Annotated in this window: 9 protein-coding genes; 1 reads left to right on the top strand and 8 read right to left on the bottom strand. The window is 62.2% G+C overall.

From position 1 onward, the window contains the following. Window positions 1-233: 233 nt before the first annotated feature. The 8 genes from V6766_RS18295 to rocF all read right to left on the bottom strand — a co-directional run bounded on the left by V6766_RS18295 (window position 234) and on the right by rocF (window position 12,707). Window positions 234-3,035: an autotransporter outer membrane beta-barrel domain-containing protein gene (locus V6766_RS18295; RefSeq protein ID WP_448468946.1), complete on the bottom strand. Its 2,802-nt coding sequence runs from the start codon at window positions 3,033-3,035 to the stop codon at window positions 234-236. Between the two features lie 61 nt (window positions 3,036-3,096). Continuing rightward, window positions 3,097-4,401, bottom strand: coding sequence for an HlyD family type I secretion periplasmic adaptor subunit (locus tag V6766_RS18290; protein ID WP_448468944.1), 1,305 nt, complete (start codon window positions 4,399-4,401; stop codon window positions 3,097-3,099). Beyond that, on the bottom strand, window positions 4,388-6,220 hold the full coding sequence (locus V6766_RS18285; protein WP_448468942.1) for a type I secretion system permease/ATPase: 1,833 nt from the start codon (window positions 6,218-6,220) through the stop codon (window positions 4,388-4,390). The genes V6766_RS18290 and V6766_RS18285 overlap by 14 nt, the downstream gene beginning before the upstream one ends. Before the next feature lie 10 nt (window positions 6,221-6,230). Continuing rightward, the gene (locus tag V6766_RS18280; RefSeq protein ID WP_448468940.1) at window positions 6,231-7,031 is read right to left on the bottom strand and encodes a hypothetical protein; all 801 of its coding nucleotides are present in this window, start codon (window positions 7,029-7,031) and stop codon (window positions 6,231-6,233) included. Window positions 7,032-7,114: 83 nt separating this feature from the next. Beyond that, a complete protein-coding gene (locus tag V6766_RS18275; protein ID WP_448468938.1) occupies window positions 7,115-9,760 on the bottom strand; it encodes a TonB-dependent receptor domain-containing protein in 2,646 nt (881 codons plus the stop codon). A gap of 143 nt (window positions 9,761-9,903) precedes the next feature. After that, complete coding sequence (locus V6766_RS18270; protein ID WP_448468936.1) at window positions 9,904-10,905, bottom strand: FecR family protein; 1,002 nt, start codon at window positions 10,903-10,905, stop codon at window positions 9,904-9,906. Between the two features lie 48 nt (window positions 10,906-10,953). Beyond that, entirely contained in the window at window positions 10,954-11,445 is a 492-nt protein-coding gene (locus V6766_RS18265) for an RNA polymerase sigma factor (protein WP_448468934.1), read from the bottom strand. A 341-nt stretch (window positions 11,446-11,786) separates the two neighbouring features. After that, on the bottom strand, window positions 11,787-12,707 hold the full coding sequence (gene rocF, locus V6766_RS18260; protein WP_448468932.1) for an arginase: 921 nt from the start codon (window positions 12,705-12,707) through the stop codon (window positions 11,787-11,789). A 118-nt stretch (window positions 12,708-12,825) separates the two neighbouring features. Between rocF and V6766_RS18255 the strand changes: the two genes are divergently transcribed. Continuing rightward, window positions 12,826-13,263 (top strand): Lrp/AsnC family transcriptional regulator, encoded by a 438-nt coding sequence (locus V6766_RS18255; protein ID WP_448469052.1) that lies wholly within the window; start codon window positions 12,826-12,828, stop codon window positions 13,261-13,263. The last annotated feature ends 187 nt before the right edge of the window (window positions 13,264-13,450 follow it).

The following is a 13,450-nucleotide window of genomic DNA, read 5'->3' as shown; positions in this document are numbered from 1 at the left end:
CGTGCGGGCCTGAATATCCGTTTCTAGACGAGCTTCGCAGCAAGGCGGTCTGGCATGACCAAAAAAGTGCGCAAGAGCAAATGACAAAGCGGTTCGGCTGTGAATGCCAGTTAGAGCATCGGGCGATTAATTGACATCGCCCGATGCTCCAGATTCTTTTTTGAGGCGTCGGATTAACGAAAAATCGGATTCCACTTTTTGGCCCGACGCTCCAATGCCCAATTGCTATCCGATCAGAACCGCACGCGCAGATCCGCGTTCAGCCCCTGATCCCGCGCGTTTTCGCCGAACTGACCGGCATAACCGATGCCGATGGTCGCCGACTCCGTGACCTGGAAATCCAGCCCGGCCTCAATGATCGCGGTGTCACGGTCGAGCGGCGTTCCGAAGACGGTGAAGTCGTTGCCGGTGGCAAAGCGTGCCGTCGTCTCGGTGTCGACATCGCCGAAGGCATGCATCCAGCCGAGCGCGCCGCGCGCCGAAGTCGCCACGCCGCCAAAGTCGAAATCCGTCGCCGCGCGCAGGCCGATCGTGGTGAAGGTCGTGTTCATGGTCTGACCGTCGACCGTCAGCGCGCCTGTCCCGCCGGTTTCGGTGAAGCCATCGGTCTTGACCTGGACGAAGGACAGGTTGGCGAAAGGCTCGACCGCGGCCGGGCCGAGATCGAAATTGTAGGCGAGTTCGCCGAAGGCGTTGAAGCTGTCGGCGTCATATTCGCCCGTGAGAGTCTGGTCGAGGGCGGGCACGTCCCGCGTCGCCTCTGCGCTGTGCCATGTATAACCGAGCCCGCTGCGGACGGCGAAACCATTCAGATCCATGCCTGCATAGGCCGCCAGAATGTAGTCGTCGCTCTGGCCGCTGGACTGGTCGATATCGAAGGACGAACGGGTGTAGCCGGCCGCCACGCCGAGACGCCACATGTCATCCACCAGCATGTCGGCGCCAAGCAGGAAACCGCCGCTCTTCAGGTCAGCGTCCGAGCTTCCATCCGTGCCGTTGATCTTGCCCCAGGTTCCGAGGCCGCTGCCCCAGACGGCAAAGCGGCCCTCATCGAAACCATCCTCCGCGACAACGGGGAAATCTCCGGTGGGGTCGGCCTGCGGTTCTTCCGCGTAGCCGAGCGCATCCGTCGAGGGTGGCGCGACGCTTCCCGCCGCGGCGCCACGCAAATGGTTGTTGATGACGGTGTTGACCGTCAGCGCGTTCTGCATCAGCGCCGATTGACCGGATGCATAAACGACGCCCGAGAGCTGTTCATAGGTCTCCCGCGCCTCATCGACGCCGAGCATGAGCATGCTGTTGTAGAGCGACAGGGAATCGCCGGACTGATCCAGCGAATCGAGAGCCTGCGCAACGGCATACTGGTTCTCGGTCTCGGCGATCGGCGTGAAGACGCCGGGATAGTCCGCGCCGCCGTCATCCCCGCTGCCATCACCGCCGTTGTCGCCGCCGCCATCATCGCCGCCCTCGCCCTCGCCGATCAGGGTCACGGTCAGCCTGGCGTCATTGCCTTCATATGCGGTCGTCACGTCAAGAAAGGCGGAGGTGCTGAGCGTCTCTTCGAAATTGCCCTCAAGCGAACCGGCGGAGAGGATCGTGTAGGTTTGGCTCTGCTGATAGCTGGTCGAATCGTCGAGCGAGCGCACGCGCACCGTGCCGCCATTCAGCGTCGCCTTGCCGGAAACGCTGACAAGGTCGCTGGCCGCGCCCGTCAGGTCGACAGCATAGGAGGAGCCGCTTTCGAATGTCAGGTCGCCATTGACGGTGAGCGTACCGATCGCATTGCGCAGGCCGGGCGCAAGCGCGCCGCCGGATGCAATCGTCGCGGAGCCGATCGTGCCGGCGCCGCCGAGCACGCCCGAACCGCTGGCCGAAAGCGTGCCGCCGAGCGCGCCGTTCACCAGCAACGTGCCGCCCGTGACCATCGTCGAACCGTTGAAGGCGGAACTGTCGGCGGAAAGCGTGGTCACGCCAGCGAGTTGCTTGATCGTCGCCGTGCCCGTCTCCGAATTGGTCATCACATGCGAAAAATCGTAGTTCGACTCGGTGTGATTGAAGGCGAGTATGCCTTCGCCATCGCCGAAGAAGATACCATTGGCCGAATTGATCGTGCCGGCGGCCGCGGCGGCCTCGCCCTCGGCGGCTCCGATGGTCACCGTCCCGGTCACGCCGGAATGATCCGTACTTCGGGTGATCTGGAGTACCTCGGTGGCATTCACCACTGCGCCGTCAGAGACCGTCAGCGATCCGCTGGACCGCTTCTCGTCACTGCCGCGATAGCCGATTGTCAGCGTGGAAGCCGTCAGGCTTGAACCGGTTCCGGTGACGACGACCGTACCCCTTCCGCCATCAAACGTGCCGACGTTGAAGGATAACGGCGTTGTGAAACTGGCGCGTTCCGAGATCGTTACGGTGCCGACTGCATCTCCACCACCCACATTGACCGTCGCTGAGGACGACAGCGTGGTCCCGATACCTGTCAGGGTGAGGGTTCCCGAAGATCCCTCCCCGGTACCGATCGTCACGCCCCCCACGTTCAGAACCTTGGCGCCATTGGAAACCGTGAGCGTGCCCGCTCCATCGGTGCCAATCCTGAGCTGCGACTTGACGACAGGCATACGGGGATTTGTCAGATCCCATTCCGTGCCCCTGCCCGTCACCGTCATGGTACCATTTCCAATTTCGGCGTTGCCTGTATTCAAGCTGCCGCCGGAGAAGGTCAGGGTGCCGCTGCCGCCGCTGTCGCCCACCTGCAGCGTGCCCGCGACGGCATCGCCGCTCGCAATCGTGACCTTGCCGCCATTTCTGATGTAGGCCGAAGCCTGCACGCTCGGCAGCATGCAACCGTCGCTCCAGTTGCACGCGTTGAACCAGTCTCCATCGCCAGCGACCCAATCCGAGGCCTTGAGCGGCGTCGCAGCGCCGAGCACGGTCGAGGCGAGAAAGACGCTGGCGAGCACGCGCCGCCGCGTCCTGCCGGTCGTCCCCTTCGATGCGCCTGATGTACTTTCAACGCGATACTTCCCAACAGACATTCTACTTGATCCCTCTGTCTTCAAAAAGGACGCCGCCGACGCGGGCGTCCGGATTTCTCGGTTACTGTTCACGGAATGCCTTCGCGACCTGGTCGGAAAGCGGTTTGACGAGATAGGAAAGCGCGGTGCGATCGCCGGTTCGGATCATCGCCTCGGCGGGCATGCCCGGCACCAGCGCCAGTTCGCCAAGCCTGGCGATCTCTCCGGCGGGCACCGAAATGCGGATGAGATAGTAGGAAAGGCCACTCTGCTCATCGGTCGAGAGGTCGGCCGCAACACGGCTGACAAAGCCTTCGAGTTCCGGTGTCGTCCTGAGATTGAAGGCGGACATGCGCAGCATCGCTTTCTGGCCCGGGCCAATCTGGTCGATGTCCTGCGGGCGGATGCGCACTTCAAGCGCAAGATCGTCACCCTCCGGCACGATCAGCATCACCGGTTCAGCCGGCGAAATCACGCCGCCGACAGTGTGGACGGCAAGCTGGTGCACCACGCCGGCCTGCGGCGCGATAATGTCGATGCGCCTGAGTTCGTCCTCCGCGGCAACCCTGCGTTCCACATATTCGCCGATCTCCGCCTGAACTTCGCGCAACTCCTGGCCGACCTCGGTCTTGAGGTCATTGTCGATGGAGAGGATCTGCAATCTGGTTTCGGCAATTTTTCCGGCCGCCTGCGCCTGATAGGCGATCTTTTCACCGCGCTCGCCGCCGAAGGTGGCCGCCTCGGTGCGCAGGCCGTTCAGGCGCTGGACGGAGACGATCCCCTGTTTGAACAGCGCCTCCTGCGAGGAAATTTCGCTCCGTAGCACCTCCAACCCTTCCGTATAGGCGATCTCCTGAGCCTTCAGCCCCTCGATTTCGTGCTGATACTGGGCGATCCGCTCCTCGAGCTGCGCTTTCCGGCCGGCGCGCGACTCGCGGCGGAACGCGAACAGGCTCGTCTCGCTGTTGATGATGGAGGCGACTTCGGGCTCATCGGCGCGTTGTGTCAGCGCCGATGGGAAAGTGATCGTGTCGAGATCGTCCCGCTCGGCCTGCAGGCGGGCCAGGCGAGCGTTGAGTTCATTCAGCCGCTTCACGACGATGGCGAGATTGGCGCGGGTCTGGGTGGCGTCGAGCCGCATCACCACATCGCCGGCCTCGACTGTGTCGCCCTCGCTGACGAATATCTCGCCAACCACGCCGCCCGTGGGGTGCTGAACCTTCTTCACATAGCTGTCGACGACGAAATGCCCTGATGCCACGACGGCGCCCGAAAGACTGGTCGCCGCCGCCCATGTGCCGATGCCGCCGACAAGCAGAAGGCTGACGGCCAGTCCGGCAATCAGATGACGGCGGATCGAACGGGAAACCACATCAATGCGCGCCATCGGGCACCTCCTCCACTGCATTCGATTGCAGGCCGGCCGGCGCGGACGCCGCATCGGCGACAACGCGCAACGGCGTCAGCCCGACGCCCGTCGCCGGGAACCCGCGCGCATTGCCCGGCGATGCGGGCTGAAGCACGCGGGACAACACCTCGTCGCGCTTGCCGAAAGCCTTCTGGCGACCGTTTTCGAGCATCAGCAGAAAATCGACGGCCTCGATGGCGCTGGGACGATGGGCAACGACCACCGCGATCCCGCCGCGCGCCCGCACGCCGGCAATCGCCCGGATGACCGCGGCCTCTCCGGCCGCGTCGAGATTGGCATTGGGCTCGTCCAGCACCAGAATGAAGGGCTTGCCGTATAGGGCGCGTGCAAGACCGATCCGCTGGCGCTGCCCCGCCGAGAGCGCCGAACCGCTCTCGCCGATCTGGGTTTCGTATCCCTTTTCGAAGCGCAGGATGAGTTCATGCACGCCGGCGGCCTCCGCCGCCTCGACGATCCGGGCTGGGTCCGCTCCGGGCTCGAACCGCGCGATATTCTCGGCGATCGTGCCGTCGAAAAGCTCGACGCCCTGCGGAAGATAGCCGATATGACGCCCGAGCAGCGTGCGGTCCCATTGGTCGAGGCTCGCGCCATCGATCCGCACCTTGCCGGCTGCCGGCTGCCAGACGCCGACGAGCGCACGCACGAAGGTGGATTTGCCGCCCCCCGAAGGCCCGATCACGCCGAGCGCATTGCCCGCTTCGATCTTCAGGCTCACGCCTACGAGGTTCGCGGATTTCTGTCCCGGCGGGACGATCGCGAGACCCTCGACCCTCAGGTCCCTGCCGGGCTCCGGAAGTTGCAGGACGGATGCTTCTCCGGGAACATGCGCCAGCAGATCCCCGAGCCGCCCCCAGCCCTGCCGCGCCATCAGGAACGAGCGCCAGTTCGAGATGGCCGTATCGACCGGCGCGAGCGCGCGGCCCATCATGATCGAGCTTGCGATCATCACGCCGGCAGTCGCCTCCTGGCGGATGACAAGATAGGCGCCGACTCCCAGAATGGCGGACTGGAGCATGATCCGAAGGGTCCGGGAGAGCGAACCAAGCCCGCCGGAAACATCGCCAGCCTTGCGGTTGGCTTCGAGATAGGCGCTGTTGGCGTTCTGCCACCGATCTGCCAGCACGCCTTGCAGCCCCATGGCGCGAACCACCTCGGCATTGCGGCGCGCACCTTCCATCAACGCGTTGCGCGTCATGCCGCGCGCACTGACATCCCGCACCGCCTTTTGCGACAGCGCGTTGGCGAGCAGCGTCACCGCGATCAGCACCACGGCGCCGATGAGAGCGGTCATGCCGATCCAGAAATGGAACAGGAAGCAGATGCCCAGATAGAGCGGCATCCATGGCAGATCGAAGAACGCCGTCGGTCCGTTGCCGCCCAGAAAGCCGCGCACGCTGTCGAGGTCGCGCAGCGGCTGCAGTCCGTCACCGTTGACGCGCGTCAGGAGCGGCGTTCTCAGGATCGCATCGTAGACCCTGCCGGAAAAGGCGCCGTCGAAGCGTTCGCCGATCCTGAGCAGCACGCGGGCGCGCAAGGCGTCGAGAACCGCCTGGAAGGCGTAGAGACCCGCCGCCAGCACCGCCAGGCCGACAAGCGTGGGAACGCTGCCGCTCGCCAGCACGCGGTCGTAGACCTGCAGCATGAACAGCGGTGAGGTCAGCGCCAGAAGGTTGACCACACCGCTGATCAGGCCAATGCCCGCAACGCTCCCTGCGATCGGGAAGGAAACCGTCGCAGCGCGATGCTGCGACGGAACCTGTCTGGAAGGTCCAAACATTCGTTCCTGCCTAGGCGAAATCGAAGTTGCTGCCGGACAGTTCGGAAACGGTCACGCCGTTCAACGTGACCGAACCATGGCTGCCGAGATCGATGTAGACGCCGTCAACTGTGTCGGAAGCCGCGTTGATGATATCGGCATCGCTGTCGTAAGCCGTGTCGTTGAGACCAAACCAAATCACTTCATTCGCAGCGTCGAAATCCGTGATCGTATCGTTGCCGATGACGCTCGCGCCCGTGTCATCCAGCACGAAGCGGAAGGTATCGTTGCCCGAACCGCCAGTCAGCGTATCGTCGCCGCCAAAGCTGGACTGGGTATCCGCCCCGGCCGTGCCGATCTGTTCCGTTCCCTGCTCGGCGAAGAAGTCATACATGCCCGGGAAGTTTGTACCGAAAATGGTCTCGTTTTCGAACGAACCATAGTTCGATAGAACATAGATGGCGTAGGGGAAGGCGTTCGAGCTCGTGACATCCACATCGCTGACGTCGATCAAAAGCTCATTCGTCTGAACGTATTCGGAAGAGCCGCTGTCGTAGTAAATTCCCTCGCCGAAATTCAGAGTCTCGATATTGCCGGAAAAGTTTCCGGTCGAATAGGTGAAGTCGTCACCGCTCAAGATGATGCTGGAGGTCGGCGTGTCATTGGGGTCGGTAGGATCGTATACCGTGCCCGCGCCCCACTGGGTATAGGTGCTGCCGGACGCCGGGTTGAAATACCCGTGATCATAATAGGTGTAACTATAGCTCCAGGAACCGAAGTACTCGAGCAAATCGTTGCTGTAGCCATTCTGCTGCGTGATCGTAACTGCCATGGTCCTTTTCCTTCCAAGTTGATGGCGTTCCTCACATTATCCGTCCGGGGACGGACCCCTGTTCGCGACAAAAGCCGCGGAATTCAAAACGTCAGATTGAGTGATGCCGTGAATGTCCTGCCGGGCGCCGGCAGGTCTGCGGTGCCCATCGAGGGCACGTAGGCAAGATCAGTCACGTTATCGATCGCGAAACGGAGCGCGGCGGTGTCGTTGAACACCCACGAGCCGTAAAGATCGTAGACCGTGTAGTTCTCGACATCGTAGGTTTCGATGTCCCCGGCCTTGCCGCCGTTGGAATGGGTCAGGCGGCCGCCGAGGGTCAGGCGCTCGTCGAAGAACCGCAGCCCCGCATCCATGGTCAGGTAGAATGTCGGCGGCACATAGAGCGTGTCCGAACTCAGCACGTCTCCGGGCTTGAACGGCTTGCTCGTCCCGGATCCCGGCGCCCTTTCGCCGTAATAGGTGTAGGTGTCGGCATAGTCGGTATCGAGAAGGGTTGCCGAAGCGCCGATATAGAACCGCCCGACATCGTAATTGGCCTCGAACTCGATGCCCTTCATGTAGCTTGCGCCGTTGAGATTGACGAAGGACTGATAGGCGCGTTCGCCGGTCTCCTTGTAGACGTGGCCGAGCGCGATATAGTCGTCGACCTTGCGGAAAAAGCCGACGGCCTTCATCCTGAAACTGTCATCCCACTGCAGCCAGCCGTCCCGGGCATAGTTGACCCCGATCTCGTAGGTATCGGCGCGTTCGGCCTTGAGGTCCGGATTGGGCGCGAAGGACAGCGGCGAGCTGCCGATATAGTGCTGACCGCCCCAGAGCTGCTCCATCAGCGTCGGCGGACGGAAGGTCTTCGCATAACGGACGAAGGGCTGAAGGCCGTCCCACGGGCCGAAGGCCGCCGTCACCGAAGGCAGGAAGGCGCCATCGGACCGGTCGATATCGACATCTTCCTTGGCCCACTCCTGCCAAGCCTTCTCACCTGTGCATACTTGACGCCATGAACCGGTCGATTCGTCCAGAACCCTCTCGCATACACGTGTGTTGGGGTGCCTTCGTATCCAGGCATAGGACCCTATCCCCTTGATCCTGTACCAATCGTAGCGAAGTCCGCCGGTCAGCGAGAGCCAGTCCGTCGGCTCCAGCGTGGCGCTGGCGAAGCCGCTGAAGACATCGCGCGTTCCGGTCGGGTTCGGCCCGGTAAGCCCCTCATTGCCGGTGAGTTCGTCCATCGGGAAGTCGGCGTCGACCTCGGTCTTTCCGTCATCGCGAAAGCCCTCGATGCCGTAATTGACGGTCAGGTCGCCGAGCGGCGTTTCGAAGAAGCTGGTATTGTCGATGCTGCCGCCGAACGTGCCGAGCTCATAATGCGCCGGGGCGGAAAGGATGACGCCGATCAGAAGCTGTTCGAATTCCTGATCGTTCTGCAGGTGGTTGTACCAGAGGTTGGCGTCGAGATCGACGAGATCGCTCAAAGGATCCCAGCCGAGATTGGCCGTGAACGTGTTGTTGACGACCTCGTACTCGGATTCCTGCGTGCCGCCCTCCAGCGTGCCGGCCGTGATGTAACCGCCGGTGCTGAACTTGGAGCTGTTGCGCAGCCAGGAGAGCGTCAGGTCGAGATCGTCTGTCAGCTGGGCCTCGGCCTTGAGAATGCTCGATTCCACCTCGGAACCGGTGAACACCGATACGTTGTCCGACGTGGTCTCCGGATTGAGTTCGATATCGCCGTTCGTGCCGATCTCGTAGGCGCCGATCTTCTTGCGGCTGTAGCCCGCCAGAACCGAGAAACTGTCGGTCAGTTGCGTCGCCGCCGCGATGGAACCGTCGAAATTGAATTCGTTGGAACCGCCGGTTCCGTTGAAGGAGAGCCCCCAGTCCTTGTCGCCGGTGATCAGATCGTCGGCGATGATGGTGCGGAAATTGACCGATCCGCCGAGATTGCCCGCCCCGCCGACGCCTGAGCCGCCCATCTTGTCGATGTCGATCTCGCGGATGAAGGCGGAATCCACATAGGCGCGCGACGTGGTGCCGTGGCCGGCGATCTGAAAGTTCTGGCGGGCGCCATCCACCATGGTGACAACGCGGTTCTGATCCTGAAGGCCGCGGATATTGACCGAAATGCCGGGGTCCTGGCCATTGGAGCGGTTGGCATAGACGCCCGCGACATTGTCGAGCAGATCGCCCGCGCTGCGCGACGGCGCACCGAGAATGGCCTCGCGGGAGACAACGCTGACGGAGCCAGCGGTGTCGTAGACCCAGTCCGGTGTACCCATGAAACCGGCGCCCGATGCACCCCGAACCCCGGTCGTGACAAAAACAGGTTCGAGCAGCGTCGCCTCGGGATCGTTCATGTAAGATATGTCGTCAAAGGACATCGACGAGGCGATGCTCACCGAGCGCGGCCCCGTGACCTGATACTGCAGCCCGGTTCCCTGAAGCGCGAGCCCGAGGGCTTCGGTCACGGAGAACCGGCCGCTGACGGCGGTTGTCAGCGTATCGGATGGCACGTCGCCGCCATAGAAGATGCGCCAGCCGGTAAGAGCGCCGATCCTGGCGACGGTCGAGCCGAGGACCGAAGGCTGGAGGTTGAAATCGTAAACGGAAGTTTCGACAGCAGCGCTGCCGGCAGAGGTTTGCGCATAAGCCGGAACGGCAATGGCGACCGACGACAACAACACAGAAGCGAAACAGAACCGACGCCGCTCGCCCGCTACTCGATACAACATAAATGGAGCATTCCCTGTTTTACCCGCGCCGAACCCGGCGGGAGGCAACCGTGCCTCTCATCAGCTAAAACAAGTGAGATCTCTAAAAGCGAACTATTTTACTCAAGTTTTTTCCGATCACGCCATTCATAGCCTGGGAAAAATCAGAAAATAACGATAAACCAAGGCGTTATGCGGCGGACCCGGGCATCGACGGTCGACGCGATGGCCCGGATCGCCTGCTCCGGATCATCGGTCGGGAAGCTTCCGGAAACCAGACGCTCGCCGATTTTTCCGCGGGTCACGACCCTGGCGGGCAGATAGCGTTGCAGCGTTGCCATCACCTTGTCGACGGGCTGGCGATCGAAGGACACCTGCCCCTTCATCCAGCCCAGCGCGAGGCTGGTATCGACGTTCCGGATGCTGCCTGGGACGCCATCGTCGACATCGACCATTTCGGAAGCGCCCAGCAGAGCCGCGTTTTCGCCGCTGCCCGAAACCTTTACCGAACCGGTCTCGACAACCACCGTGACGTCATCGCCAAGCCTGTCGACATCGAACGCCGTGCCGGTGACCTCGACCCGCCCCTTCCCGGCCTCGACGGTGAAGGGTGCGGAAAGTCCGGGCCTGACATCGAAAAACGCCTGGCCGCGCAGGATCTCGACTTCCCGCCGCGCGCCGCCGTCAAAATCAAGCGCCAGCGCGGTATCGGGACCGAGCGTGACGGTTGAACCATCGGGAAGCGGATACTCCCTGATCTGGCCGTAGGCGGTCACCACATCGGCTCGCCAGTCCTGCAGCATATTGGAGCTGAAAATCAAAAGCGCGACACAGGCCGTCAGGATGATCGTCGCGGCCAGTGCAGCCCGTGCGATGAAGCCGGAGCGTTGCCAGTGCCGCCGCAACGGCGGGCGACACTCGCCGCTGGCGGCAACGGCCGCAGCCGGCGCGCCCATCATCGCCCACAGGCGGGAAGCCTCGTCATAGGCCCGCCTGTTTCTTGGATTCGCGCACAGCCAACGTTGAAAGGAAGCCTCGGTCGCCGCCGATGTATTCCCATCCCGGCGGGCAAGCCAGGCATAGGCGGCTTTCCGCTCCTCGCCGCTCAGCGTTATGGACTGCATGGCCACGTCTTCCCGCTCACTGTTGTCGTCTTCCTTGCTCATTTTCGGCCGGCCTTCCCGGTGCTGTGCATCGCGCAGTTTCACACAGTTTCAGGCGGAAAAGTAGTCGTCGATTGCGGACCGGCAATGTTCCATCGCCCGCACCAGATGCTTTTCGACGGCGCGGACAGATATGCCGAGATCGGCGGCGATTTCGGCATTGTTCTCACCATGCAGGCGACGTCTTATGAAGATGGTGCGGGTTCGCTCGGGCAATTCCGCGAGCGCCGTTTCCAGCGCCGTCATCGCCTGCGTGCCCTCAACCGCATCCTGGGAGGACGGCGATCCGTGATAAATCTGCTCCGTCGTCAGTGCGGACATGATCCGTGAGCGCCGGGAACGGCCGGAAAGATAGTTCAGGCTCTCGTTTCGCACGGTCGTGAACAGGATTTTGGTGCTCTCTTCCTCGCTTTCCCGCCCCTCGGCCGCCAGAAGCTTGGCGAAGGCGGTCTGAACGATATCGGCGGCGGCTTCGCGGTCATGCACCCTGCGAAAGGCGATCTGCTCCACATGTCCCCGATGCATCGCGAAAAGTCGCGCCAATTGTTGCTTCCACGAAGTCATAAGAAACCAGCGCTCCCTGCAACCTGCAGCCGATTCTAGATTGCGCGTCCGAGATCGCCCATGCGCGTCAAGCCGATGCTCGATTGCCGGCATGGAAGCGGCCTCCTGAAAACCTGTATGCAATACTCATGTTTAAATCAATTGCATAGAGTTCGTGAATTTTTCGTTGCGGTCCAAGGGGATTTCCCAGCAAGGCGGGGCATGTTCTGCTCGACCAGCGCGCGCCGGTCGACGCCTTCGGGGCCACGCTGACGAACAGAACGACATTGAGTCTGGAACTGGCGTTCACGGGCGTTCCGACCGAATGTTGCGGGAGGGGTTCAGCCGGGCATTGTCGGGCGATCCATCACCCTTTTTCCCATCAGGCTTGAGACGAGGTCGACGAGAAGGAGGGCCGTCCTGCCGCGCTCGTCGAGAAAGGGATTGAGTTCGACAATGTCGAGGGCGCAGACGACCCCGCTGTCGTGCAGCATCTCCATGATCAGATGAGCCTCGCGGAAAGTTGCGCCGCCGGGCACCGTCGTGCCCACGGCCGGGGCGATGTCTGGATCGAGGAAATCGACGTCGAGACTGACATGAAGGAGCCCGTTTGCGGCCTGGACGCGCTCGATGAGCGCGCGGATCAGGACCGCGACGCCGTGTTCATCAATCGCGCGCATGTCGTGGACCTCGATGCCGGATCTGCCGATGGCGTCCTGTTCCGCGGGATCGACGCTGCGTATGCCCATCATGCAGACATTGGCGGCCGGCACGGCATGGGCGAGCGGCGGGAAATAGCCGGAAAATCCTGGCTGGCCGGTATAGTAGGCAACCGGCGTGCCGTGGAGATTTCCGCTGACCGTCGTATCGAGGCTGTGAAAATCAGTATGCGCGTCGAGCCAGAGGACAAAGAGCGGCCGGCCAAGCTCTTGCGCCCGCCGGGCGAGTCCCGGCACAGTGCCCGCTGAAATCGTGTGATCGCCGCCAAGGAAAACCGGCATGCCGGACCGGCTGTGCTTGTAGGCTGCCGCTGTCAGCGCCTCGATCCAGACGGCAGCCTCGCCGAGATGATGGACGGCTTCGTTCGGATGTGCGATCTCGGCCGCGTTGCCCGGGCTCAGATTGCCGATATCGCTGACGCGATGGCCGAGCTGCTCCAGTGCCGTCTTGAGCCCGGCTATGCGCAGGGCGCTCGGGCCCATCTCGCATCCGAGCTGTCCGGCGCCGATCTGAAGCGGCGCGCCAATCAATGTGCATTCCATGATTTACTCCTGACTATAACCTCAGATATATGGGATCGGAGTGGCAGATTGAACGGCGAATATTGTCAGTTCGTCATGCCTTTTTATTCAGATTGAAACCAGAATGGCCCACTTTGATATGGATGAGCTTGACCGGCAGATCATTACGCTGCTGCGCGGCAACGGACGGAGAAGCATTTCCGATCTCGCCCTCGAAACGGACGTTTCCAGGGCAACCGTGCGCAGCCGCATCGAGCGAATGGAGCAGAATGGCACCATTATCGGCTATACGGTGATGCTGCGGGCGGACGCCCTGGAGGACACCATTCGCGGGGTCATGATGATCGAGATCGAAGGCCATGTCACGGATCGGGTGATCAGTATGCTGGGTGGTTTTCCTGAAGTCACGCAAATACATACGACCAATGGCAGATGGGATCTGCTGGTCGAACTGCAGGCGTTGAATCTCACTGATTTCGACGCCGTGCTGCGCAAGATCAGACTTGTTCCGGGCATCACCAACAGCGAAACGAGCCTGTTGCTGTCTACGCCGAGGACCACCAGGGCGAAACTGTAAAACCGGACCCGCGGTCCCCAAAGGGTCATGCCACTGCTCCAGCAGATAGTCCTCGTACTCGCTGTTCCAGCGGATCGCAGAGCGGTTCCTTGTCCAGGGCATCCTTGTGAACCAGTCATGCAGGCTTTCGGCTTTCACCGCCGCGGCGATATCCGGCGCCACGCCCTCCGATGCACGGTCGTAGGCT

Source organism: Martelella sp. AMO21009, from assembly GCF_053484295.1.
Note: the sequence above shows the minus strand (reverse complement) of the source record. Positions and strands in the feature narration are given on the sequence as shown.